20 protein-coding genes and 2 pseudogenes are annotated in these 25389 nt (G+C 33.4%); 14 read left to right on the plus strand and 8 right to left on the minus strand.

The window, feature by feature from the left end; all coding sequences use genetic code 11:
- Positions 1–157 precede the first annotated feature (157 nt).
- The 4 genes from AB3211_RS07605 (at position 158) to AB3211_RS07620 (ending at position 3763) form a co-directional block, all read left to right on the plus strand.
- Positions 158–610, plus strand: a complete 453-nt coding sequence (locus tag AB3211_RS07605; protein WP_367364197.1) for a hypothetical protein — start codon at positions 158–160, stop codon at positions 608–610.
- Positions 611–685: 75 nt separating this feature from the next.
- The gene (locus AB3211_RS07610; RefSeq protein ID WP_367364198.1) at positions 686–1876 is read left to right on the plus strand and encodes a fatty acid desaturase; all 1191 of its coding nucleotides are present in this window, start codon (positions 686–688) and stop codon (positions 1874–1876) included.
- Positions 1877–2079: 203 nt separating this feature from the next.
- Complete coding sequence (locus AB3211_RS07615) at positions 2080–2319, plus strand: exodeoxyribonuclease VII small subunit (RefSeq protein ID WP_341753808.1); 240 nt, start codon at positions 2080–2082, stop codon at positions 2317–2319.
- A 415-nt stretch (positions 2320–2734) separates the two neighbouring features.
- On the plus strand, positions 2735–3763 hold the full coding sequence (locus AB3211_RS07620; RefSeq protein WP_367363657.1) for an IS110 family transposase: 1029 nt from the start codon (positions 2735–2737) through the stop codon (positions 3761–3763).
- Between the two features lie 282 nt (positions 3764–4045).
- Here AB3211_RS07620 and AB3211_RS07625 read toward each other — a convergent pair whose 3' ends face one another.
- The 3 genes from AB3211_RS07625 to AB3211_RS07635 all read right to left on the minus strand — a co-directional run bounded on the left by AB3211_RS07625 (position 4046) and on the right by AB3211_RS07635 (position 7408).
- Positions 4046–5269: an IS256 family transposase gene (locus tag AB3211_RS07625; protein WP_367363661.1), complete on the minus strand. Its 1224-nt coding sequence runs from the start codon at positions 5267–5269 to the stop codon at positions 4046–4048.
- A 99-nt stretch (positions 5270–5368) separates the two neighbouring features.
- On the minus strand, positions 5369–5992 hold the full coding sequence (locus AB3211_RS07630; RefSeq protein WP_367364199.1) for a hypothetical protein: 624 nt from the start codon (positions 5990–5992) through the stop codon (positions 5369–5371).
- Positions 5993–6013: 21 nt separating this feature from the next.
- The gene (locus AB3211_RS07635; protein ID WP_367364200.1) at positions 6014–7408 is read right to left on the minus strand and encodes a hypothetical protein; all 1395 of its coding nucleotides are present in this window, start codon (positions 7406–7408) and stop codon (positions 6014–6016) included.
- A 342-nt stretch (positions 7409–7750) separates the two neighbouring features.
- On the opposite strand from AB3211_RS07635, the gene AB3211_RS07640 reads away from it, so the two are divergent.
- Both AB3211_RS07640 and AB3211_RS07645 read left to right on the plus strand, forming a co-directional pair.
- Positions 7751–9097 carry an MFS transporter gene (locus AB3211_RS07640; RefSeq protein WP_367364201.1) on the plus strand — a complete coding sequence of 449 codons (1347 nt, stop codon included), beginning with the start codon at positions 7751–7753 and terminating at the stop codon, positions 9095–9097.
- 47 nt (positions 9098–9144) lie between these two features.
- Entirely contained in the window at positions 9145–10368 is a 1224-nt protein-coding gene (locus tag AB3211_RS07645) for an IS256 family transposase (RefSeq protein ID WP_367364202.1), read from the plus strand.
- Positions 10369–10550: 182 nt separating this feature from the next.
- Here AB3211_RS07645 and AB3211_RS07650 read toward each other — a convergent pair whose 3' ends face one another.
- Positions 10551–10946 (minus strand): IS630 transposase-related protein, encoded by a 396-nt coding sequence (locus AB3211_RS07650; RefSeq protein WP_367364203.1) that lies wholly within the window; start codon positions 10944–10946, stop codon positions 10551–10553.
- A 480-nt stretch (positions 10947–11426) separates the two neighbouring features.
- Here AB3211_RS07650 and AB3211_RS07655 point away from each other — a divergent pair, with 480 nt between their 5' ends.
- Complete coding sequence (locus AB3211_RS07655; RefSeq protein ID WP_367364849.1) at positions 11427–11807, plus strand: IS5 family transposase; 381 nt, start codon at positions 11427–11429, stop codon at positions 11805–11807.
- Positions 11808–11818: 11 nt separating this feature from the next.
- On the opposite strand, the pseudogene AB3211_RS07660 reads toward AB3211_RS07655, so the two are convergent.
- Both AB3211_RS07660 and AB3211_RS07665 read right to left on the minus strand, forming a co-directional pair.
- Positions 11819–11987, minus strand: a pseudogene (locus AB3211_RS07660) (IS5/IS1182 family transposase); the annotation flags it as partial.
- Between the two features lie 45 nt (positions 11988–12032).
- The gene (locus AB3211_RS07665; protein WP_367364204.1) at positions 12033–12713 is read right to left on the minus strand and encodes a GNAT family N-acetyltransferase; all 681 of its coding nucleotides are present in this window, start codon (positions 12711–12713) and stop codon (positions 12033–12035) included.
- Positions 12714–13016: 303 nt separating this feature from the next.
- On the opposite strand from AB3211_RS07665, the gene AB3211_RS07670 reads away from it, so the two are divergent.
- From AB3211_RS07670 to AB3211_RS07680, 3 genes are read left to right on the plus strand one after another with little or no spacing between them, the layout of a single operon-like run.
- Positions 13017–13280 carry a hypothetical protein gene (locus AB3211_RS07670; RefSeq protein WP_367364205.1) on the plus strand — a complete coding sequence of 88 codons (264 nt, stop codon included), beginning with the start codon at positions 13017–13019 and terminating at the stop codon, positions 13278–13280.
- A gap of 59 nt (positions 13281–13339) precedes the next feature.
- A complete protein-coding gene (locus AB3211_RS07675) occupies positions 13340–14353 on the plus strand; it encodes a COX15/CtaA family protein (RefSeq protein ID WP_367364206.1) in 1014 nt (337 codons plus the stop codon).
- On the plus strand, positions 14353–15411 hold the full coding sequence (locus AB3211_RS07680; RefSeq protein ID WP_367364207.1) for a pseudouridine synthase: 1059 nt from the start codon (positions 14353–14355) through the stop codon (positions 15409–15411). Before AB3211_RS07675 ends, AB3211_RS07680 begins: the two co-directional genes overlap by 1 nt.
- Before the next feature lie 245 nt (positions 15412–15656).
- On the opposite strand, the pseudogene ppdK reads toward AB3211_RS07680, so the two are convergent.
- A pseudogene (gene ppdK, locus AB3211_RS07685) lies at positions 15657–18318 on the minus strand (pyruvate, phosphate dikinase).
- A gap of 478 nt (positions 18319–18796) precedes the next feature.
- Positions 18797–20194 carry a YopT-type cysteine protease domain-containing protein gene (locus AB3211_RS07690; protein WP_367364208.1) on the minus strand — a complete coding sequence of 466 codons (1398 nt, stop codon included), beginning with the start codon at positions 20192–20194 and terminating at the stop codon, positions 18797–18799.
- Between the two features lie 290 nt (positions 20195–20484).
- Between AB3211_RS07690 and truB the strand changes: the two genes are divergently transcribed.
- From truB to AB3211_RS07710, 4 genes are all read left to right on the plus strand, one after another.
- Positions 20485–21426, plus strand: a complete 942-nt coding sequence (gene truB / locus AB3211_RS07695) for a tRNA pseudouridine(55) synthase TruB (protein ID WP_367364209.1) — start codon at positions 20485–20487, stop codon at positions 21424–21426.
- Positions 21404–21673: a 30S ribosomal protein S15 gene (gene rpsO / locus AB3211_RS07700; RefSeq protein WP_341758004.1), complete on the plus strand. Its 270-nt coding sequence runs from the start codon at positions 21404–21406 to the stop codon at positions 21671–21673. The genes truB and rpsO overlap by 23 nt, the downstream gene beginning before the upstream one ends.
- Positions 21674–21738: 65 nt before the next feature.
- The gene (pnp, locus tag AB3211_RS07705; protein WP_367364210.1) at positions 21739–23982 is read left to right on the plus strand and encodes a polyribonucleotide nucleotidyltransferase; all 2244 of its coding nucleotides are present in this window, start codon (positions 21739–21741) and stop codon (positions 23980–23982) included.
- 343 nt (positions 23983–24325) lie between these two features.
- On the plus strand, positions 24326–25141 hold the full coding sequence (locus tag AB3211_RS07710; RefSeq protein WP_367364211.1) for an N-acetylmuramoyl-L-alanine amidase: 816 nt from the start codon (positions 24326–24328) through the stop codon (positions 25139–25141).
- The last annotated feature ends 248 nt before the right edge of the window (positions 25142–25389 follow it).

Consider the following 25389-nt stretch of genomic DNA (forward strand, 5'->3'; position numbering starts at 1 on the left):
AAACAAATTATAAATTTTTATCCATTGTGACTTATTTGACGTATATATGTGATTCAAAGAATTAATAATAAAATCTTTAAAAAAAGTGGATGACGAGTATTAGTGCAGAGAAAAACTTTACTATAATTACATTATAATAAAACTTAATGAGCATTTTATGATTACACTACTTGCTTCAATAACGGGCTTTATTAGCTCAATTATTCCGGAGATTTTAAGAATTCTAAAGGATCAAAATGATAAAAAACATGATCTTAATCTTTTAGATCGACAAATTGAAATCAATAAACTAGGACATACAAAGCTACTGACAGAGCTTGATGCTTCAAAAGACATTGCTGAAAATAATAATTTATATTCAACATATAAATCAGGTATTAATTGGGTTGACGCGTTGAATGGCTCAGTTCGCCCTGTCCTTGCCTATAGTTTTTTTATTATGTATGCCTATGTCAAATATGTGCAATATAGAACCATACAGAGTACGGCGATCCTTGTAGAATATCTTGATGTTTTATGGAATATAGACGATCAGGCTATTTTTGCCGGTATTATTAGTTTCTATTTCGGACAACGGATGTTTAACAAATTATGGAAACGTAAAATGTAATATTGCAATATGTTGCAATATGTTATATTGTAACTATGGAGTTAAGGACATTTAATTTATTTAAAGATTAGATATATGCTAAAAAGAATTTCGTGGCTTACTTTTTTTGTGCTTATCATATACCCAATTTTACTTGCATTTTTGGTTATAAAATATCACATTAGCCACAAGATAGGTATATTCGAAATAGGTTTACTGTTAGCCGGTTATTATGGTTCTAATATTACTGTTGGTGTTGGTTTGCATAGGCTTTGGTCACATCATGCCTTTAAAACAAATACAGCGGTGGAGTTTATTCTTGTTATAATGTCAGCCGCCACTTTACAAGGGCCAGCCTTGTCTTGGGCTTCAAATCATCACAAACACCATACTCATACTGACAAAGATCAAGATCCTCATACTCCACTAAAGTTTGACAATAAAATCTTGGGATTCCTATGGTCACATATTGGATGGATGATAATTGATGGAAGCTACAAGTCAATTGACCGGATTACTATGGTTAAACTTGGTAAAAGTAAATTGCTAAGATGGCAATTAAAATATTATTGGCAAATTGCTGCGTTTATGAATATTGTATTTCCAGCATTAATAGGTTACTTAATAGGTGGTACTATCAATTCTGCCTATGCTGGTTTCCTGTTTATTGGTATGGGAAGAGCATTGCAACAACAGGCAACTTTTTGCGTCAATTCTCTATGCCATTTCGTTGGTAGTAAACAATATTATAAAGGTACTGCAGGAGATATTTGGTGGATGGCATTATTCTTGTTAGGTGAAAATTGGCATAATTTCCACCATGCATTCCCATCAGATTATCGTAATGGTGCTAAATGGTATCATTTTGATGTCCATAAATGGATAATATACGTGATGAGCAAACTTGGACTAGCTTGGAATTTAGAAATTACTCCTAAAATCAGAATACAAGCCAAAATAAATGAGACTAGTAAATACCTAATAGAGGGACGCAAACAGCAATTAAATTTACTGCAAGATAAAATTAATCAACTGGTAGAACGGGTGTATGTAAAGCTTAATGAGCTTGAGAGTTCTTCTATATCTATTAAAGCTCAATTAGAAAAATCTTTTATGGAAATTCAGGAATCACTGAAGAAGCTTGCTGAACAACTACATTCATCAATTCAGTTAACTGAAAAGTCATCAGAAAGATTGCTAAAAATTGCTAGTAAAAAGATTAAAGATCGAGAAATGGCAATTTATAGATTATATAACGAGCTAGATAGAAAGTATATTAGGAACTAATATATATACCCGATGAATTTCAAGAGTTGGCTAGGCGTACGAGTGGCGAGTAAGCGGAGCTTAGTCAAACCGTTGTTCCTACGCGAAGTCCCATCGTACCACAACGCCAACACTTGAAAGGCGAATTGTATACGCTAACTGACCAGTTGAAGGTCAGGATTGGCAAATTCTTATCCCAAATTCGCGTAAAGAGGTAAATTATTATGCTAGACTTAAAATCTATTGAAAATATGAGCTTTGAAGCCGCCTTAGCTGAACTAAAAGAAATTGTAAAAAAAATTGATACGGGAGAGGAAAGTTTAGATTCATCAATTAATAGTTTTGAAAGAGGGGTCTTACTAAAAGATCACTGTGAAAAGAAACTACAAGCCGCCCGCTTAAAGATTGAAAAAATTACTAAGATGCCAGATTCAACCATCGCTATAGAAAAGGTAGAGTCCTAATTTAGTATACTCTTCTGCTTGGAACAATTGTTTTTTAAAAATATCATGGATTCGCATGCGTAACTATACTATATGTACGCCTAGCATGCTCACCATTCATTTTCAAATCCAATTCTTCAAATCATTTGAATATATTGTCCAGCGTAGATCAGAAACACCTGTCATACCATTTCCCATTATTAACTACGCTATTTAGCGCTACAGTGTAGTACTAATGTCAAAACGATGTCATCCCAGCGAAAGCTGGGATCTAATAATGTTTAATAGTCTTCTAGGCTATTTTTTTAGATTCCCGCCGTTGCTAAGAATGATGGTATGGACGAGTAAGTAAAAGAAACTTTACTTACTACCGTGATCACGAATATAATTCGGTCACATAATTATACTATTTAATAATTAAAAAGGAGTCCATACCATGAAAGATATTAACATACTAGGCATTGATTTAGCAAAAACAATTTTTCATATTGTTGCATTAAATAAAGATGGTGAAAAAATATTAGCTAAAAAATTACACAGAGAAGAATTTGAAGACTACATTTTAACAAACATTCCCAAGAATAGTTTATTGGTAATGGAAGCATGTGGCAGTTGTCATTATTGGAGCAATAAGTTTATGGAATCAGGTTTTACAGTAAAATTACTTAAACCATGTGATGTAAAAGCTTTTGCAAAAACTCGGCAAAAAAATGATACAAATGATGCTTTGGCAATAGCAAGAGCAGGAAAAGATCCGGAGTTAAAATCGGTTCGTATAAAAAATATATCACAACAAGAGATTAGTTGGTTACATAAACGTCGGCAACATATTATTAGACAAAGAGTACAATATAGTAATGGTTTAATGAGTGATTTACTTGAATTTGGTTATTACATAAAAATGAGTAAATCTAAATTTGCCCGTGAGGCATTAAATATAGTAGAAGATGCCAAAAATGCTGGTGTGATTTCAGAGAGAATGTATAAGGAAATGAAGGTAATAGCTGAAGAAATTGCTACGTTATTAATACAAGAATCAGCAATAGATAAACAGCTAATAGCAATAAATAAAGAATCTGAAACAGCTACTTTATTAAAAACAATACCAGGTATTGGAGAAATTAATGCTAATATACTAAGCATAGCAGCTTATGAAAATTATGATGATTGTCGAAGTTTTGCTGCAAGTTTGGGATTAGTGCCTAAGCAAAATAGCACAGGTGGTAAAACAAGTCTTGGATCTATCACTAAGAAAGGAGATAGATATGTTAGAACTATGCTGATACAAGGAGCAAGGTCTATTGCAATCAGAGCAAAAATACAAAAGGACCCCACTGATCATTTAGTGCTATGGGCAAAAAAATTGTTGGGAAGGATGAGCTTTAATAAGGCTGCTGTGGCAATAGCAAACAAATTAGCTAGAATAGCGTATGTATGTGTTACAAGAAAATGTGCATATGCTTGATAGTTGGTGGTGTATATAGATTTATCTGTATTTTATCTATATAAAAGAAGAAGTAAGTAAATAGGATTTAAGAGGTACGATATAAGCGAAAGTGATTGGAGATAATAAATGGGCATTCCAAAAACAAGTCCGAGATTTTATGTCAAGGCTCTAGAAGCCGTAAGAATGAGTGGATAACTCCAAGGATTGCGTGGAATGCGAAAACTATTATGGCACTAGAGCCCAATTGACATAGGGGTGGGCTCTGTCCAAAAAACTGTGTAAATTCGAAAAAATAGGTCATTAAATTTTGTTAAGCCTATCCTCAAATTTAACCATCAAATGAGCCATAGCTTCATTCCAGTTTGGAATGGGCATAGTCCATTTTTTGGTCATATAGTCAATTGTCAAATATAAACTTTTAAAAACAGCATTATCATTAGGAAAAACCCGCTTATTATTTGTTACTTTACGCAATTGACTATTGACAGATTCAACTGAATTAGTTGTATAAATTACCTTTCTAATTGACTCAGGATACCCTAGAAAAATCATTAGATTGTCCCAATTATTATACCATGATTTGGCAATTTGTGGATATTGTTTATTCCATTTTTCTTCAAAAGATACTAAAGCTAAATGGGCTTGTTCTTCCGTTACTGCAGTATATATCGGCTTTAAATCGCTAGACAGTTGCTTCCTATCTTTATACGACACATATTTTAAACTATTTCTAATCTGATGTACAATACACAATTGATGTTCTGTTTTTGGATAAACTGCTTCTATTGCCTCAGACATACCAGTAAGATTATCGCTACAGGCAATCAGTATATCTTTTAGCCCTCTATTTTTCATTTCGGTAAAATTACCGAGCCAAAATTTTGCCCCTTCATTTTCACTGATCCATAATCCCAATATATCTTTTTTACCAGATAAATCAATTCCTAATGCAACATATACTGCCTTATTGATTATCCTTTTATCTTGCCTGACTTTTACTACTAAACAATCAAAAAATACTATCGGATATATCTCTTCTAATGGTCGACTCTGCCAAGCTTTAACCTCATCCATTACATCATCAGTAATTTGGCTGATTAAGCCTTCACTTATTTCAACACTGTATAACTCCTGTAACTGAATCTTAATATCAGATATACTCATGCCTTTAGCATATAATGATAGTACTTTATCGTCAAAACCATCAAAACGTTTCTGGCGTTTTGGTAGTATTGCGGGTTCAAAGGTATTATGCCTATCCCTTGGTACTTCTATTTCTACAGCTCCATGTTCGGAGATCAGTTTTTTGCTAGTTATACCATTACGAGCATTATCATTATCTGCACAACTGTATTTATCATAGCCTAGATGATTATTCATTTCTGACTGCAGTGCCTTCTCTATTAAACGTTTGGTCAATTCTTTTAATAAACCTCCTTCTTTCAGTATTGTACTTACATCTGTATCATTATCTATTAATAAATCTACTGCTTGCTTTATTGATTCATTAGTTTTTTTATTCATGTAATTTCCTTTTTTGTTATACTTTTATATATAACCTATTTCGAAATTTACACAGTTTTTTGGACAGAGCCTAGGGGTGATTTATTATAGACTTTGATACTACATAATTTCACAACAGGCATGGAGTCTAACAGTTCCAGCTAGTGCTGTACCTTCTTCTTCCGAGTCAGACATATCAGGACAAGTTTCGTACGAATCATTAAGATGGGAAGAAGATGCTCCCTGATGTGAGTGAAATTGTTGACAATACGATTCTAATTGTTTATCAGCCCAAACTGAAGCAGACACAGAAATTTCTGCATCCTTATTAGGATATTTTGTGGTAATGACTTTAATAGCCTCAAGCCATTTTTTAGCTTCCGAATCAACATCTTTATGATCTCGTTGAGGCAGTAATTCTTTGCAAGAAGGATCACCTAACTTAGCTCCAATAGATACGTAAAGTTTGTCCTTATATTCACTCTTTTCTACTCCTAAACCTTCGCGATAAAGATAAGCAAGTCCAGCAGCAGATTCTGCTTTTCCAAAAAGTAAGGATTCAGACCAACATGTAGCAACGGCCTTATATCCACTAATCACTTGAGGTACTAAACCAAGATGTTCTTTTACACCCTCTACCTTATCAAATTGTTCAGAAGCATATTCATATAAATTATTACTAGTACGTAATACAGTCTTTTTTGAGTCTATATAATTTTTTGATAAGTCTGTTGATTTTGCCATAATTTACCTATTATTTAATGATTACCTTTGTTTGTTATCCTTGTGTAGAGTAGTAAATTTGGGATTAGGAGTTGGCACAGGTTTTGGAGGAACAGAATTTGCCTCAGATAATCCCTTAATAATATGCTGATCTAAGTGTTTTTCTGATAGTTGATTCATTACTGTCACTTGGTCATCATATCCTAATTTGTGTATCATTTTATTCCCAAGCTTACGTGATTCGTCTTTAAGAGTTTTATTAAGATTGGTTGGTGGCGTTTTATCTTGTTCTTGGTCAATAGTTTTAGAATCTTGTGGTGTTTTATCATTTGCTATTTCAGTTAGCTTAGAGGGAGAAGATGGTAGGTTAGTTCCTGCTATTTCAGGTTCTAAATTTTCTGCATTTTTAGTTTTATCGGTAAATTCACTACGAAGTAATGTATCATTAACCACTCCATCATTAACAATAGCATCTTCTTGATTTTTAAGCAAAGTAGTAAATTTATTTAACTTCTTATATTTATCAGGATCTGTTTGTTGAAATTGCTTAGATAACTTATCAATATCGTCTAGTACCTTCTCAACATCTTTGTGGTTCTCTATCTTCTGAATCTTAGCATCCACCTCATCTTTCTGCTTTTGAGCTTGTTCCACAACAGGGGCAAAATTCGTAATTTTCTTATCCTGATCTTTTATTTTTTGCGTTACTTCTTCAAACACACTTGGTGAATGGATTTCTTTCGATTTTTGTTTTTCTTTTTCAGCTTCTTTTTCTAACCTTACCTTCTCTGCTTTTAATTTTTCATTGTGCTTCATTACTCCATCGTAATGTTCATGTGTTTTATCACGATGTTCAAGTAAATTTTTATATTCTGTATTTTGTTTTTTAATCTGATCTTCGCTCTTTACCAGTTGTTGCAGTTCACTTTCTACATCTTTGCCATCTTTAAGATCTTTAACCACATCGTGCAACTGATTTGTCCAGTTTTTCCTTGCGGTTAAATGTGTATCAGCATTTTTGTTAAACTCTGTATGTTGTTCTTTTAATTTTATGCTTTCTTGGTGAAATTGTGCTGACTGTTTAGCTTCTAGCCTTTCAGCTTCCATTTCTAAAAACTCTATTTGTTCTTGCAACTTAGTTTTGGCGTCTCTATCTTCCGCTTCTTGCCTGTAAGTAATATTTTGTTCAGCACGCTGCTCTTCTTTGGCAACAGCAGCTTGTAAAGCTTCTAAACTTTTTAGTATTTTTGCTGGAAGATCACTAGCTAACAAACTGCTTATAGCACTATTAAGTCTTGCTAATTCAGCCGCGTTAGTAGTATGCAGCTGGGATTTGATATTATTAATAATATTCTCAAGTTGAGATGAACCTGCCACCTCTTCTTTTATTCCCTTATCCCCATCATCAAAATCATCAGCCATTTTATATTTTGCCATGCTATTAGGTTGATTTACGTTGCTATAATTTTAATTAGAATCAATTCTAAAATAATAGTCAAGTATTTTTTAATTATAAATATTATTATTTTTTAACTATTTTCTCTGCAAAGATTATTTTTAATAATTTATTAGGATGCGATGCAGTTTTGAAGTCAACATCTCTTTGATCTTAAGCCTATATTTTTACCAAATATTTCTTTTTCCCCATTCTAATTTATTTATAGAAATGTGATATTGTTACAACCAAGATTTATTATTTCAATTTTCTGTGTTATTTTTTCTTGCTATCGTTCAACCAAATCATCAATATTTATAAACACTAAATATAAGGTTAATATAATGATAGGATATCAGCAGGAACAAAGAAGCCTAACGAAAGAACAAAAAGAAGCAGTAGGGTTATTATCGATTGGGACTTTTTTGGAATATTTTGATCTGATGCTTTTCGTTCACATGGGTGTAATAATCAATGAGTTGTTTTTTCCAAAAACTGATCCTTTCACTGCCTCTCTTCTTACAGCTTTATCGTTTTGCTCTCTTTACGTTTTACGACCTTTTGGTGCAATGATTTTTGGTTATATAGGAGATAATTTAGGTCGTAAAAAAACAATAGTGATCACAACAACTATGATGTCCTTTTCCTGTATTGTAATGGCTACTCTGCCAACTTATAACCAAATCGGTATTACGGCTTCTTGTATTATGGTAATTTGTCGTATAGTTCAAGGTCTTTCTTCACTTGGAGAAGTAACAGGGGCAGAACTATATGTTACTGAAATGGTAAAACCACCGATGCAATATGTAGCTGTAGGAATAGTTTCAGTGTGTACTCTTACTGGAGGTTTATTTGCTCTAGGTTTTGCTTGGTTTTGTACAGCATTTTTTTTGGATTGGCGTATTGCTTTTTGGATTGGTGCAATAATTGCGTTAGTAGGGGCATCTGCAAGAACACGTCTTAGGGAAGCACCGGATTTTGCAGATGCCAAACGGAGAATTCAAAATGCTATAAAAGTAATGGTTCAAGATCCAAAAATATTAGAACATAGCCCTGCTTATAAAGAAAAAGTTAGTTATAAAACTTCTTTGTCGTATTTATGTATTTTATCTATGTGGCCAGCCCTATTTTTCTTAATTTACATATATTGCGGCAATATATTTAAAGCTAAATTTGGTTATACAGGAGAGCAGGTAATACAAAATAATTTTTTTGTAGCGTTATTTAATTGGGTAGTTGTTGTATCTTTAATTCTATTAACTATGAAAGTACACCCTCTTAAAATTTTAAAAGTTAGAGTAATTATATTTTTGATATCTATCCCAATATGTCTTTATTTTTTATCAAATGTTAGTACCCCACAAGAACTATTTTTATTACAATTACTTTTTATTAGTACCAGTGTATGCTTAGACCCAGCAGCTTCAGTACTGTATAAACATTTTCCTATTTTTAAACGATTTACTTACTCAAGTTTCCTCCATGCAATATCAAAAATATTGGTATATGTGACAACATCTTTGGGTATGGTATATGTAACAAAAGCTTTTGAGTATTATGGTATTTTGATGATTATGTTACCTCTAGGATTACTTTTTTATTATAGTATTTGTTATTTTGAGAAACTAGAGAAAGTAAATGGTCATTACTCCAAAAAGGAGTTATTTGGCTCTGTCCAAAAAACTGTGTAAATTTCGAAATAGGTTATATATAAAAGTATAACAAAAAAGGAAATTACATGAATAAAAAAACTAATGAATCAATAAAGCAAGCAGTAGATTTATTAATAGATAATGATACAGATGTAAGTACAATACTGAAAGAAGGAGGTTTATTAAAAGAATTGACCAAACGTTTAATAGAGAAGGCACTGCAGTCAGAAATGAATAATCATCTAGGCTATGATAAATACAGTTGTGCAGATAATGATAATGCTCGTAATGGTATAACTAGCAAAAAACTGATCTCCGAACATGGAGCTGTAGAAATAGAAGTACCAAGGGATAGGCATAATACCTTTGAACCCGCAATACTACCAAAACGCCAGAAACGTTTTGATGGTTTTGACGATAAAGTACTATCATTATATGCTAAAGGCATGAGTATATCTGATATTAAGATTCAGTTACAGGAGTTATACAGTGTTGAAATAAGTGAAGGCTTAATCAGCCAAATTACTGATGATGTAATGGATGAGGTTAAAGCTTGGCAGAGTCGACCATTAGAAGAGATATATCCGATAGTATTTTTTGATTGTTTAGTAGTAAAAGTCAGGCAAGATAAAAGGATAATCAATAAGGCAGTATATGTTGCATTAGGAATTGATTTATCTGGTAAAAAAGATATATTGGGATTATGGATCAGTGAAAATGAAGGGGCAAAATTTTGGCTCGGTAATTTTACCGAAATGAAAAATAGAGGGCTAAAAGATATACTGATTGCCTGTAGCGATAATCTTACTGGTATGTCTGAGGCAATAGAAGCAGTTTATCCAAAAACAGAACATCAATTGTGTATTGTACATCAGATTAGAAATAGTTTAAAATATGTGTCGTATAAAGATAGGAAGCAACTGTCTAGCGATTTAAAGCCGATATATACTGCAGTAACGGAAGAACAAGCCCATTTAGCTTTAGTATCTTTTGAAGAAAAATGGAATAAACAATATCCACAAATTGCCAAATCATGGTATAATAATTGGGACAATCTAATGATTTTTCTAGGGTATCCTGAGTCAATTAGAAAGGTAATTTATACAACTAATTCAGTTGAATCTGTCAATAGTCAATTGCGTAAAGTAACAAATAATAAGCGGGTTTTTCCTAATGATAATGCTGTTTTTAAAAGTTTATATTTGACAATTGACTATATGACCAAAAAATGGACTATGCCCATTCCAAACTGGAATGAAGCTATGGCTCATTTGATGATTAAATTTGAGGATAGGCTTAACAAAATTTAATGACCTATTTTTTCGAATTTACACAGTTTTTTGGACAGAGCCCCTTATCCCGAATTAACGTTAAACATAAACCAGCAAAAGTTGCTCTTGTTGCTGTTATGTGCAAATTACTAGCTTTTATGCACTCTATTGTAAAAAATAATTCTTCCTGGAATGAAAATTTATGTTAAGTTACTATTTTTTTATTGACTTCCATTACGGATGCTAACGTTATTCAGATCGTTTCTCTGCACTTGCTTCCAAATAGCTGAAGGGTTTTTTTTATAACTATAGCCTAACTTCTTTAATATTCTTCCAACTTGAGTGCCTGTAATCCCAAATCTTTTACCAAGATATTTTAGCGTAATATTTGAATTATTTTTAACAAAATCTTCTAATTGTTGCTTGTCAACTTTACTTTTAAATCCTAATCTCGCTTTTGCTAATATTGTTCCTTCTTTTTTCTTCCTTACCTTCCAACGACTAATTGTATTCTTGTGTATATCAAATATCTTAGCAGCAGATATTTGACTATTACCTTTTTCTATATAATTTATTACTTTTTCTCTTAAATCTTGACTATATGGGCTTGTTGACATTTTTTCTCTTATTTATATCATATAAACTCACCTAATTCAATGTGTTTCACTATAATAACTTTCTCTGTTCATACTCCAAATAAATTTTACAAAAATCATCTATAAAACTATATAATTCTGTGATATCTTTTTTCATGCCTGTAGTTTGTTTTTTTGTTTAAAAATATAAATACTGCAGGCACTCCTTTTTGACAATCCTTTTATCTATTACTATTTCATCTATATCTTATCCCGAACTGACGTAAATTAACTAATTTTTTTATGTGGTTAGGGGGGGCAATAGTTTATTACAATAGGGGGTCAATAGCTGATTACAATTTACAAAAAGGTTTTTGAGATGCTGGCTGAAGATGCTGATAACGAGTATGCCATGATTGATTCAACCATTGTTAGGAGTCATCAACATAGTGCTGGTGCTAAAAAAAAGAGTTAGATGATGACCAAGCAATTGGACGAGGTAAAGGGGGGCTGAGTACTAAAATCCATGCCACATGTGACGCTCTAGGGAATCCAACGGGATTCCATCTTACCCCGGGTCAAGCTCATGATTTGCAAGGATCTGATGTTTTGATGAATGAATTGACGAAAGCGGATGCTGTACTTGCTGATAAGGCTTATGATGCCGATGCACGTATGCGAGATAAGCTGAAAGATAAGGGATGTATAGCTGTGATTCCCCCAAAGAAGAATCGTGTGAATCCAGCTAAGTATGATAAGGACCTCTATAAAGCTAGGCATTTGATTGAGAACTTTTTTGCAAAATTGAAGCAATATAGAGCTATTGCAACACGATATGACAAAACATCTCAGAACTTTTTGGGAGCTGTTTATATGGCTTCCATGGTAATTTGGCTCAATTGATGACACACCCTAATCCCATAGTTCTGACCTATATGGAAATAAGTACGGTATTCTCTAAGGTATTCTAAGACCATCAGCTTGCCTCAAAATATCCACCATCTTTGAGAATGTTCCCTTCTTTACTCCTGTTAATCGACGAAATTTTTCATCCTCTAACTCTTTAATCTGATCGAATTTCATTATTACTTCAAATCAGATATTTATAACACCATTCTACATCATTGTCTAGTTTCGAAAGAAGTCTACTGAATTACAAGATTCCATTAACATTTGAACGTCACTAGAGTGATCAGAAAAGTTTTTTGACCATATTTTTGTCTCCCACTCATCTTTAAGTATACTATAGTATACTGTATCTCGGCGTCTCTCATCTGGCATGAGAGTGTGACTTCGTAATACGCCTTCTTCCGTTGCACCAATTTTAATAAGTGCACCGCTAGCCCTTACATTGAGCACATCTGTTTTAAATTCCACTCTTTCCATATTCAAGTAATTAAATGCAAAATTTAACAAAAGAAACTTTGCATTTTTATTAATACCACTGCCTTGGAACGATGTTTCTACCCAACTCCAACCTATTTCTATCCTGCTGTCTTTTGGAGAATAATTCCCAAAAGCTGTTGATCCAACAATCTCACCTGTTTTTTGATCTTCAATAGCAAAATGATATCGCAAGCCCAGCTTTCTTTGTTGTACAGCGTCATCAATGTAGTCGTTCATATCTTGTAATTGGTGCATTTTGATAGCAAAATATTTCCAAACCGCGTAATCAGAAATGAATCGAGCAAAAGCCGCCATATCCTCTGTTTTTAATGGCCTTAATCTTGCTAACTCATTGTTGCAGATAATATCATACTCAAAAAAGCTACCGTTATTCTTAGCTAAGGCTAACTTAAAATTTTCCATATTTTTCTCAATATTTATGCTAATGTAACCTCAGTTCGATATAAGAATTATTAATTCTTATATCGAACTGAGGTTACTTACAATCTAAATATTTTAATGATTAATTATTATGTGCAGTATCATATAAACATAATGTCACGTATACAATTTTTGGCTCTTAGGATTCTTTGTATTATATTGTTTTTTGCACTAAAACAGCAGTCATTTTTACGGCTACTCCAACGTAACATACAAAATATATACTAATTTCATATAAAAAATAATATAATCAAAATTTTGTTATCTCCAAAAACTAGGCGGGTTATGAAGTCAATAAATGCTAATCTTCAAGAAATACATATATGGAGTATTGATTTAAATAATTATATTTATCAAGAAGAGAATTTATATAACATTCTAACTGATGATGAGCATCAGCGTGCCGATACCTTTACTCACAAAGAAAACAAATCGTTTTTTGTTGTCACGAGGGGAATAGTAGGTAAAAACACCAACGTAAGTCCATTACTTACGTTGGTGTTTTTAATCCACGCAACAATGCCTCCCCATAATGAAAAAGAGTATTAGTGGACGATAAAAATCTGTTATATTATGCTATATTATAGATATTAAAGGTAGCGGGTCTAATGTCACACATATTAGTAAAGCGTTGGTTGGCTGTATGCTGCTGCATGGTAATATTTATGATTTTTTTAGGAGGTCTCACTAGGCTTACTGATGCTGGTTTATCAATTGTTGAATGGAAACCGGTCTCAGGTGTCGTTCCCCCGCTGGGTAATGCTGACTGGCAGGATGAATTTGCTAAATATCAACAATATGTCGAATATAAGCAAAAAAATACTAATATGACTATCTCAGAGTTTAAATTTATTTTTTGGCTTGAATTTATTCACCGTTTTGCTGGCAGAGTAGCAGGTTTGTTGTATCTAGTACCATTACTGTATTTTTTTATACGTGGACGGATTGATACAAGGTTACTGCCTGTATATTTGGCGATATTGTTATTATTTGCAGTCCAAGGATTTATGGGTTGGTATATGGTGAAAAGTGGTCTAATTTTGCAGCCATATGTCAGTCATTTCCGTTTAGCTTGTCATTTGGTTATTGCAGTTATTATCTATAATTTACTGTTCTATCAGCTGATGAAAAATAGTTTTGATATTTTACTAGTTGAACGGACAATAAGTTTAAATTTAGCAAAATTCTTTTGTATATTAACTATTATTATAGTTTATATACAGATTTTTTTAGGTGGTCTAGTTGCAGGTCTTGATGCAGGGCTTGTATATAATAGCTTTCCGTTAATGGGGAATAGTTTTATACCTCAAGAAATAGCTTTTAAACTACTGAGTAGAGATAGTTTAAGTGATGCTGTTTTTGTTCAGTTTATCCATAGAATTGGAGCATATATTGTTTGTACTAGTGTTGGTTTGTTGGTGTTGAGTCTAATAAAAACCAAGCATCCTAAATTAAACAAAGTTGCTTATTATATTGTTGGTGTACTGATATTACAAATGTTAGCTGGCATAATTACCATTTTATATTCAGTACCTATATTAATGGCCTTAGTGCATCAGATTTTTGCTATTATACTATTATCATGTATATTATGGGGGTATTTTTTGTTAAAGAGTAGCTAGTGGCAATATTAAATGTAGATATAGAACTACCTTGTAGGTTGGATCGTTACTTGAAGAAATTATATCCTAGCCTTACCCAAGGGATGGTTGAGCGTGCCTTAAGGTTTAAACAGATAATGGTTAATTCTTGTAAGGTAGCGGCAAATTTGCGAGTAAATGCTGGGGATCAAATTTTTATAGAGGATAGTTTAAATTTAGAACCTCAAAAAGCTACTGATAGGGTTTTTTCGAGTTCGGCAGTTATACTAGCCGGTAAGTTAATGAAGGATTACTTAGTTTATCAGGATGAGTGGCTTATAGCAATTAATAAGCCAGCAGGTCTTGCAACCCAAGGTGGTAGTAAAATAAGCCTATCTATAGATGATGCATTACAATATTTAAATAGCCAAGGGGCAGATTTTAAACTAGTACATAGGTTAGATAAAGATACTTCAGGTATATTACTAATCGCTAAAAATTATGCGAGTAGTATAAAATTAGTGAAAGCCTTTAAGGAAAAGAATATTCAGAAAACCTATATTGCCGTAGTTTTAGGTAACCTTCCGCAACATGAAGGAGAAATTAGTGGTATGATAGGGAAGAATAGGGGAGGGGCGTATGAGACTGTACAAAATGATGAAGAACATGGCAAGTTAGCCATAACTCGCTATAAATTACTGAAAAACTTAAATAGACCTCTTGCAGAATTCGCTTCTGCTAGGGAATTTGCAGGAGCCACGGAACGCAGAACCGCAGCGTACTTAAGCGTACGTGAGGATTCGAGTACCGGAGCGACGCACAAATTACCAGAAGAAGTAGAATTATGCAAGAGGTCTATTAATGGTTTGATGCTGGTTGAGTTCACTCCTCTTACTGGCAGGATGCATCAACTTCGATTTCATGCGAAAATGCTGGGTTGTCCCATAATAGGTGACACAAAATATGGTACTCAAGAAGCAATAGCTTTATCCAAGGAAATGTTATTACATGCCAAAAGAATAATCTTACCAGAGAAAATATTTGGTAAAGAAATAATAATTAATATAGATTTACCGGGATATTTTTACCCACATTTCTAGGTTTATAGGACGTCATATATATATCCTAGCTAACCTCGAGTATTGATGTAATAAATTAATAGTAGGTTCAAGTAATTATCGCCATTAGGGGTGATGTCACCGCCATTATGTCATCCCAGCGAAAGCTGGGATCTAGAAAAATAGACCAAGAGGGTTTGTTAAATTTCTTTAGACCCCTGCCTACGCAGGGGTGACATCCGAAGGGGCAGGGATGACACCTTAGGCTATTAAACCGATGTCTTACATCAGTGCTTGAGGTTAGCTAGCTCCGCCTTTATTTCCGCTTGAGCTGCAGCAATCCTTGCGATAGGAATACGGTATGGTGAACAGGATATATAATGTAAACCAATTTTATGAAAAAACTCTATAGAATCAGGATTGCCCGCATGTTCTCCGCATACGCCAAGTTTTAATGTAGGGTTGTTTTTTAGCCCACGTTTTATAGCAATTTCTATTAACTCACCAACCCCTTCCTCATCCAATTTACTAAAAGGATCAAATGCAAAGATTTTTTTTTTCCAAATAGTCTGGAAAAAATGACGCTACATCATCTCTAGAAATGCCGTAAGTTGTTTGTGTTAAATCGTTGGTACCAAAGCTAAAGTAATCTACCTGCTTGGCAATTTCTCCAGCTTTTAAAGCAGCTCTTGGTAACTCGATCATAGTACCAAGAATAAAATCAAACTTACATTGGTTAGTATTCTCCATGTCAATGATCACATCTTGTATATGTATCTTTAAAGCTTTTAGCTCATTAACGTCACTGATTAAAGGAATCATTAACTCTAGAACAATATTTATATTTTCTTCAATTTGTAATTCTCTGATAGCAGTAAAAATTGCCATTATTTGCATTTGATAAATCTCAGGATAAGAAATACCTAGGCGACATCCTCTATGTCCAAGCATGGGGTTCACTTCATATAATGCGTGCAAACGTTGTTCCACAACAGCTAAAGGTAGATTCATAACATCTGCTAAGTTTCTTTTATCAATCTCTGTTGTTGGCAAAAATTCATGTAAAGGAGGGTCAAGCAGTCTTATATTTACGGCTTTACCATGCATAATTCGAAATAATGCCTTAAAATCTCGAATTTGCAAGGGCAATAATTTATTTATCGCAAGTTTTCTCCGTTCTATATCAGGAGCAATTATCATTTCTCGTACTAATGGAATTTTATCAGGGTCAAAAAACATATGTTCTGTTCTACATAGTCCAATTCCACATGCCCCAAATTTCATGGAAACACCAGCATCTAAAATAGTTTCAGCATTGGCTCTAACTTTTAAAGTAGCAAATTCATCTGCCCAATCTAGAATTGTTTGAAATTCCTTAGTAAAACTAGGCTGAATAAGTGGTACTTCCCCTAAAAAAATTTTTCCTGTTCCACCATCTATAGTTATTAAGTCACCATAATTAATGATAGTTTCCCCTATTTTAAAGAGCTGTTTTTTTTCATCTATTACCACATCACTTGCCCCGCAAACACATGGTTTTCCTAATCCTCTAGCGACTACAGCCGCATGTGATGTCATTCCACCTCTAGCTGTAAGAATACCGGCTGAAACATACATGCCATTTATATCTTCAGGACTAGTATCATGGCGTACCAAAATTACTTTATGGTGATGCGACATTTTTTCGGCATCATATGGAGAAAAAACTACTATACCAGTAGCAGCCCCAGGAGATGCTGGTAGTCCCTTAGCAATGGGGCTTAGAGTATTGCTATAATCAATAGCCGTATGCAAAAGCTGAGTTAGCGATTCCGGATCTACACGCATTATTGCTTGTTGTTTAGTAATCAGTCCTTCTTGTACCATATCCGTGGCAATTTTAATACTGGCTAAAGCTGTTCTTTTAGCAGTACGTGTTTGCAAGATATAGAATTTACCATTTTCCACGGTAAATTCTATATCTTGTATATCCAAGTAATGTAGTTCTAACTTCTTACAAATTCCCTGTAATTGATCAAATATTTGTGGCATAACTGTTTGCATTGAGCAATCAAGATTATGATCGTTTGACATAATAGGGCTTGGAGTTCTTGTCCCTGACACTACATCTTCACCTTGGGCGTTTACTAGATATTCGCCAAAAAGTTTATTTTCACCAGTTGCAGGGCAACGTGAGAATACTACGCCTGTTGCAGAATTATTGTTTTGATTACCAAAAACCATTGACTGTACATTAATTGCTGTGCCCCAATCATTGGGTATATTATGTAGCTTTCTATAAGTTATTGCCCTATCACTTGTCCAAGATTTTAATACGGCTTTTATTGATTCTTCTAGTTGTGTATATGGATCAAAAAACGATTTACCACAATGATTAAAGAGTATCTTTTTAAATTCTTCAACTATTATTCTTAGGAAATCCCCAGTAATTTCGTTCTCTTGATAAATATTACATTTGCTCTTATGCATTTCAAATGCATTCTTAAATAATCCGTTTGAAACGGATAATGCTGTTGATCCGTACATTTCTAAGAATCTTCGGTAGCTGTCAAGAGCAAAAATTTCATTTCCAGTACTGGATAGCACATCGCAAACTTGATCATTATACCCAAGATTAAGTATAGTATCCATCATGCCGGGCATAGAAGCTCTTGAGCCTGAACGGACGGATAGTAGTAGTGGATTTTTATGATCCCCAAAAATCTTACCAGTAGTATTTTCTAAATTTTTAACAGCTACCGCTAAGTCCTTATTAAAATTTTCAGGCAAATTGTAATTATTTTTATAAAAATAATTACAAAGTTCTGTAGTAATAGTAAAACCATCGGGAATAGGTAAATTTAAGTTAGACATCTCAGCAAGACCAGCTCCTTTACTACCAAGTATGTCTTTCATTTGGGCATTGCCTTCCCCGCCGTTAGTACCAAAATAATAGATCCATTTGTTCATAAATACCGAAACAATTTCTAATATATACTCAAATGATTTGGAGAATTGGATTTGAAAATGAATGGTGAGCAAGCGGAACGTACATAATAGTATAGTTACGCATGCGAATCCATGATATTTTCAAAAAACAATTCTTCAAAGCAGAAGAGTATAGCTATTATATAATATGGCTAGATAAGCTGCAATGTTTAAATGCCCTGTTATACCAATTCCGAAAACTAATCATCACGTCGTCGTACTTCGCGATCTTCGTTCCTCACGTACTAGTGTACGCTCCGGTGCTCGACACTTGTACTCCTAGTGCTAATTTAGTTTTGGGAAATGGTATTAGAAGATATCTCATAACTCAATTCTCCCAAGTCTTTTCCCTCACTCTCTTGATTTCTAGTTGATCAAATTTTGTGCCGCTTAAGGATTCATTAAAATAAATTTTCTTCCTCTTAACTTCTTATTTTCTCTTAATCCGAAATTTGGATTTTCAGATTATATCAGGAGTATCACCAATAACGTTGCTTAATACTTTTTCTTCTTCATAGCCTTTTAAATCTAAAGCATGAATAACCTCTTGACCTTGCTCAAATTTTAAGAATTTTAGATTTAATGCTATATCAATATTTATATCACGAACAATATTTATATCATGAGCAATATTCATATACTCACTAGTATTTTTGATAATAGAGTTTATACTCTCATCATTGTTCTCCTGCATTTCTGTTTTTAATTGTAATAAAACATTTTTTACTTTGTCATTCAGTATAGGATCATTTATTAATTTCTCAATATTACTAGTGCTAATGTTGTTCTTTAAGAACTGGTTGACAAAATAATCATTGTTGCATTCTTCACAAATTATTTTGGATAACTGTTCGGAAGTAAAATGAAATTGTTGTTTATCTTTATAATATTTCCAATCTTCTTCATTAGGATTTAAGCTAAATATTTCTATGTTTAGCTTTGCTGTAGTAAATACACATAATTGCTTCCAAAAGTTATCTACAAATGAATCAAAGCTTTGATAAGATATTTCACCTGAATTTGGATCAAAAAAATGTAATATTTTATTTGCATCTAAATATAAAGCAGTTGCATGTTGATCACTAAAAGTGTTAAGAGAAATTAGTTTTTGAGGTTGTATTAACTCTTCAATCTTTTGTCTAAAAGCTTCTTTTATAAGATGTTTATAATTATATGAAAATATTTTTTTTATTTCATGTATTTTCTTTTGTACCCCTTCCCCTGTAGTATAATACTCAAGTAAAGCCATATTTTGTAAATGTGGTGCTTTACTATCGGAACGAAGGGTTTGAGTCTTTATTGTACTTATATCTTCCAATTGACTAAAATCCCATGAATAGTTGTTGTTTTCTCTCTTTTCAATAGTGTGATGACTAGCAAGTAAATTTTGAATAAATACATCAATATTTAATTTTTGTTGATCATCTAGTGTTGTGTATGGCTTTTTTAATAATTCGTTTATATTATAAATATATTTATCATCATTAATCCATATTTTATTGGTATCATCATGAGTTAATGTTTCGTTGTTTATGTCTTTAGATATTCCTTTACCAAAGAGCCACATAGATGATAAGCCATAACATATACCTTTTGCCACATTAAAATAATGAATAAATTTTATTTTATAGTTTATATAATCTTGTTCTTGTTTTAACAAGTTTGTCGTATTAATACGACTAGGCCATATACTTTGGGGATCTTCTAGCTGGGCTTCTGTTAAAAAATTTTTGCCCAATCCCTCATTTAATTGGTATGCTAAAAATTTTGCTATATTCTTGATAAGGGTGTATTGAGAAAACTCTCTATTCACCAATAAACTAGTGGCTTCAGTTTCTATTGTATTTTGTTTTGCCATATTATTTACCTCATGGTATGTAACGAAGGAGTAATATAACACAATGTTAAACCGTTTGCAACGGGTTTTTTACAATAATGCAATTATTATAATTTCTTAAATATCAATTTGTCTAGTAAAACTCCTTCCTCTCAACTTTTTATCTCCTCTTAATCCAAAATTTGAGTATAATATTATCTGTAATGTTTAAAGCGTATTTTGTAAGAAAAATAGTGTTTTTTTCATAGGATAGGGTTATGCTAAGATTTAAATTACTCTTATGCTAACAGTATTCGTAAATAACCGGACAAATGACGTTTCACCTTAATAATTGCTGGCTTAATATTTATAAACCTAAAGGTATAAGCTCAGCAAAGCTTGTTTCTATCATTAAGAAAAGCCTTTTAGGTGCTAAAGTTGGTCATTGTGGGACTTTGGATGTTGAAGCTGAAGGTGTATTACCTTTGGCAATTGGTGAAGCAACAAAATTAATACGAGTTCTAGTAGATACAAAGAAAACTTACATTTTTACGGTGCAGTTTGGTAGGCAAACTGATACAGCAGATGCTTCAGGTAAAATAATAAAGGTTACTGATGATATTCCCAATTCAATTGATTGCCAGAATATATGTAAAAAATTCATAGGTACAATAAAACAACGTCCTCCTGCCTTTTCTGCTATAAAAGTTAACGGTATTAGATCTTATAAATTAGCACGAGAAGATTTGGCAGTAGAATTAACTCCTCGAAATATTGAAATATATAATTTAGAATGTCTTAATTTCAATCACCGAAATAATCAAGCTACTTATAAGGTTGAATGCTCTAAAGGGACTTATGTAAGGACGCTAGCAGAAGATATTGCTTTATCCTTGCAAAGTTTAGGATTTGTGGTAGAATTACAGCGTACTAAAGTTGGAATATTTACAGCATGCAATGCTATTAAATTAACAGAACTTGATATACAAAAGCAAGAAATGAAACAGTTTCTTGCAGAAAAAGCTATAAAGATTGAAGTAGTACTGGACGACATCCTGGTGCTTGATGCTACTACTGACCAAGCTAAGAAAATCATTCATGGTCAGAAATGCTATTTTGATTATCCTGAAAATATTGAATTAATTTGGATTCAATATCATGGCTCTCTTTTAGCAATTGGTAGCTTGAGTGAAAATTGCTTTAATTCTTTTCGAGTATTTAACCTAATAAAAATAAACATGGAGATTAATGATGTCGATTACAGCACAGCGTAAGCAGCAATTAATTACAGAATATGCTACTAAAGAAAACGATACTGGTTCTAGTGAAGTGCAATGTGCAATTCTAACCGAAAGAATCAATAACTTAACAGGGCATTTTAAAACTAATCACAAAGATTTTTCTTCGAGAAGAGGATTATTGATGTTAGTTGGTCGTAGGCGTCGATTGTTGGATTATATCAAGAAGCAAAGTCTAAGCAGATATTTGTCGTTGATTAATAAACTAGGAATAAGAAAGTAAAATAAAGCCCGGTCAAAAAATTAAAATTTTAGCCGGGTTTTTTGTTCATTAAATAAGGAATAAGAATGTTGGAAGAAATAACTAAAACGATAGAATTAGGTGGGAAACTACTAGAATTAACTACTGGTAAAATTGCTCGTCAAGCTGATGGAGCAGTTATGGTAAAAATGGGAGGAAGTGTCTTATTATGTACTGCCGTGAGTAGCAAAGAAGCAAAAGAAGGGATAGGATTCTTTCCTCTTACTGTACACTACAAAGAAATGGCATTTGCTGCTGGTAAAATACCAGGAGGATTTTTTAAAAGAGAAGGTAAAGGGTCAGAAAAAGAAGTATTAGTCTCACGCTTGATCGACAGGCCGATTAGACCATTATTCCACCCAGCCTTTCTTAATGAAACGCAAGTAATCTGTACTGTTCTTTCATATGATCCTGAATGTAATACAGATATATTAGCAATTATCGGAGCATCGGCTGCATTGGCTTTGTCTAGTGCACCCTATCAAGATATAGTAGCAGCTAGCAGAGTTGGTTTGATAAATGATCAATTCATATTAAACCCTTCATTTAGCCAATTAAAAACTAGTAAGCTAGACTTAGTAGTGGCAGGAACTAAGACGTCAGTTATGATGGTTGAATCTGAAGCTGATCTATTGTCCGAAGAAAAAATGTTGGAAGCTATTGAGTTCGGTCACAAGGCATTACAGCCTGTAATTGAATTGATTAATGACTTAGTAAAAAGTGCTGGGAAACCTAAATTACAGCTTACCGATTTATTCCCTACTAGCTTAAAGGAACAAATTAGAAGTATCGCATCAGAAGATATTCAGCATGCTTTTTCTATCAAATTAAAACAAGAAAGGGTCTTAGCGGTAAAACATGTTTCTGATATAATTAAGCGACATTTTGCCGAAGATATTGCTAATAATAATCTTACTAATGCTCAGATTGAGTTCGCTCTTAAAGAAGTAGAATCAGAAATATTACGGAAAAACGTATTAAAGAATAATATCCGTATCGATGGTAGAAAACCGGAAGATATAAGAAACATAGCTTGTGAAGTGGCTTTGTTGCCAAAAACACATGGTTCAAGCTTGTTTACTAGAGGAGAAACACAAAGTTTAGTAGTTACAACACTAGGTACTGGTCAAGATGAACAAATTGTTGATAGTTTAGACGGGGAATATAAAGAACGTTTTATGCTTAACTATATTTTCCCTCCTTATTCAGTGGGCGAAGCAACTCCAGTAAGAGCTCCTGGTCGTAGAGAAATAGGGCATAGTAAACTAGCGTGGAGAGCCATTAACCGCATATTGCCAACTAAAGAACAATTCCCTTATTCTATTAGAGTAGTGTCAGAAATTACCTCCTGTAATGGCTCGTCATCTATGGCTACTATTTGTGGTAGTTCAATGGCTCTGATGGATGCTGGAGTAGCCATCACAACTCCTATAGCAGGTATTGCTATGGGTTTGATAAAAGAAGGTGATAAGTTTGTAGTGTTATCCGATATTATGGGGGATGAAGATAATCTTGGAGATATGGATTTTAAAGTAGCTGGTGGCAAACACGGCATAACCGCACTACAAATGGATATAAAAATATCTGGAGTAACGTTTGAAATAATGAAACATGCTTTAGTTCAAGCAAAGCTTGGTCTTGTTCACATTTTACAAGAAATGGATAAGACTATTAATAAAACCAATAACCATATTAGCCAGTATGCACCTTGTATTCAAAGTTTTAAAATTGATAAAGATAAAATTAGAGACGTCATAGGACCGGGTGGCAAAGTAATACGCGAAATTTGTGATATGACATCGGCTAAAATTGACATAAGCGACGATGGCAATGTAACTGTTTCGGCTATAGGCAAAGAGAAGCTAGATATGGCTATCGAAAAAATTAAGTCAATTGCTTTTGATCCTGAAATTGGTGGCATATTCAATGGAACTGTTGTTAAAATATTAGACTCTGGAGCGTTTATCAATTATTTAGGTAATCGTGATGGATTCATACATATTAGTGAGATTTCAAAAGAACGTATTGAATCTGTATCTAGTGTTTTAAAACATGGAGATATAGTAAAAGTTAAACTTATTGGTTTTGACAATAAAGGCAAAGCAAAATTAACCATAAAAAATATCGATGCTGAAGTTACTCAGGACGTTACAAGTAATCAAAAATCTGAGTCTTATAAAGATAACAGTGATAATAATGGTAATAAACGCGAATCTGCAAAGAAATGGCAAAATAGTAAACCATCTAATGAAGATGAAGTTGTAACTAAGGAGCGTAAGTATTTTAACTAATTGTGTTGACTTAATAAAAAGACAATGTCAAAATGAAGGTTCTAGGTTTTTATATCATAGTTTCTAGATATGAAAATCTAGCTACCCTGAGTTTGATGTAAGACATTGGTTTAATGGTCTAGGGTGTTATCTCTACGAGGGTTTATGTCATTCCTGCGTAGGCAGGAATCTAAAAAAGTCTAATAGTTTTCTTGACTAACAAGACGGTATATCCCAGCTTTCGCTGGGATGACATAATGGCGGTGAAATCACCTCTAATGGCGATGATTACTTGAGCCTACTATTAATTTATTACATCAATATTTGAGGTTAATTAAGTTAAAATTATTTAATGGAGGTCGTAATGAGTAAAAATAAGGGTGTTAGCACTACTAATGATAGTAAATTTTTTGCACCTAGAGAACCGGGAGTAGAACCAAGTTGCGTGGTACTAACTTACTCTGTTGGTGATACATTAAATTCTGCAATAGACACTTTGCAATATAATGGAACAAGCGTACATTACATAATAGATAAAGAACCAAAGTATAAAGGACCAAACAACAAAAAAGAGCAGCAATACCAATACCATAATGACTTAGAATCAAAGGCCTTTTATGCCGGTGAGAGTAGTTGGAAAGGACAAAAGGCAGTTAATGATTTTGGCATAGGCATTATGCTTATTAATAATGCAAAAAGTTCTTTTACAGAGTCTCAAATAAATAAATTAATAGAATTACTTGAAGATATTAAAGTTAGATACCCACATTGGGATAATAAGGATAATCTTGTAGGGCTTGGTGAAGTTGCTGAAAGGCATGTAGCACCCGGAAAATTTTTCCCTTGGAAGCAACTTGCAGATGCTGGTTTTGGTAAATTTATACCTACTACGAAAGAACAAGCAGAACAGATATTAATACGAAAAGATGATGAAGGTCAAAAAGTCTCTCATGTTCAAACACAGTTAAAAGACCATGGTTATGGTATTAAAGTTGATGGAAAATGTGGTGACAAAACCACAACTTGGTTTGAAAAATTTAATGCACGTTATGTTCCAGAGCAATCCCCTCCAAATGAATGGAGTGAGGCGAGTCAATATGTGTTAGATGGACTTCACCCTAATCATGTAACTTTAACAGGTGCTGTTGAGTTAGCAGGTGGCCTTGAACATGCTGCTTAATCAGAATTGCTGTAATAAAAGCTGTTTAGAGGGGTGATGTCATTCTCACGCTAGCAATGTCTTTGCGGGGAGGCATTGCCCGCGTGGATCACTAGTATGTCCTTCCCGCGTAGGCGGGAATCCATAATACCTAATAGCTTTTTAGGCTGTTTTTTCTAGTACGCTTCGCGTATCCTGGATTGCCGCGTCGCCGCTTTCAGCGACTTCTCGCAATGACGATCAGCAGCCATTTTAATAGTGGTTATATA

Origin of the sequence: Candidatus Tisiphia endosymbiont of Nedyus quadrimaculatus, assembly GCF_964059235.1 — a bacterium.
Classification (GTDB): domain Bacteria; phylum Pseudomonadota; class Alphaproteobacteria; order Rickettsiales; family Rickettsiaceae; genus Tisiphia.

Bases quoted from the DNA above. Each gene is read 5' to 3' on its own strand.
- AB3211_RS07605 (WP_367364197.1), top strand. From the start codon at position 158: ATGATTACACTACTTGCTTCAATAACGGGCTTTATTAGCTCAATTATT.
- AB3211_RS07610 (WP_367364198.1), top strand. From the start codon at position 686: ATGCTAAAAAGAATTTCGTGGCTTACTTTTTTTGTGCTTATCATATAC.
- AB3211_RS07615 (WP_341753808.1), top strand. From the start codon at position 2,080: ATGCTAGACTTAAAATCTATTGAAAATATGAGCTTTGAAGCCGCCTTA.
- AB3211_RS07620 (WP_367363657.1), top strand. From the start codon at position 2,735: ATGAAAGATATTAACATACTAGGCATTGATTTAGCAAAAACAATTTTT.
- AB3211_RS07625 (WP_367363661.1), bottom strand. From the start codon at position 5,269: ATGAATAAAAAAACTAATGAATCAATAAAGCAAGCAGTAGATTTATTA.
- AB3211_RS07630 (WP_367364199.1), bottom strand. From the start codon at position 5,992: ATGGCAAAATCAACAGACTTATCAAAAAATTATATAGACTCAAAAAAG.
- AB3211_RS07635 (WP_367364200.1), bottom strand. From the start codon at position 7,408: ATGGCAAAATATAAAATGGCTGATGATTTTGATGATGGGGATAAGGGA.
- AB3211_RS07640 (WP_367364201.1), top strand. From the start codon at position 7,751: ATGATAGGATATCAGCAGGAACAAAGAAGCCTAACGAAAGAACAAAAA.
- AB3211_RS07645 (WP_367364202.1), top strand. From the start codon at position 9,145: ATGAATAAAAAAACTAATGAATCAATAAAGCAAGCAGTAGATTTATTA.
- AB3211_RS07650 (WP_367364203.1), bottom strand. From the start codon at position 10,946: ATGTCAACAAGCCCATATAGTCAAGATTTAAGAGAAAAAGTAATAAAT.
- AB3211_RS07665 (WP_367364204.1), bottom strand. From the start codon at position 12,713: ATGGAAAATTTTAAGTTAGCCTTAGCTAAGAATAACGGTAGCTTTTTT.
- AB3211_RS07670 (WP_367364205.1), top strand. From the start codon at position 13,017: ATGAAGTCAATAAATGCTAATCTTCAAGAAATACATATATGGAGTATT.
- AB3211_RS07675 (WP_367364206.1), top strand. From the start codon at position 13,340: ATGTCACACATATTAGTAAAGCGTTGGTTGGCTGTATGCTGCTGCATG.
- AB3211_RS07690 (WP_367364208.1), bottom strand. From the start codon at position 20,194: ATGGCAAAACAAAATACAATAGAAACTGAAGCCACTAGTTTATTGGTG.
- truB (WP_367364209.1), top strand. From the start codon at position 20,485: ATGACGTTTCACCTTAATAATTGCTGGCTTAATATTTATAAACCTAAA.
- rpsO (WP_341758004.1), top strand. From the start codon at position 21,404: ATGTCGATTACAGCACAGCGTAAGCAGCAATTAATTACAGAATATGCT.
- pnp (WP_367364210.1), top strand. From the start codon at position 21,739: ATGTTGGAAGAAATAACTAAAACGATAGAATTAGGTGGGAAACTACTA.
- AB3211_RS07710 (WP_367364211.1), top strand. From the start codon at position 24,326: ATGAGTAAAAATAAGGGTGTTAGCACTACTAATGATAGTAAATTTTTT.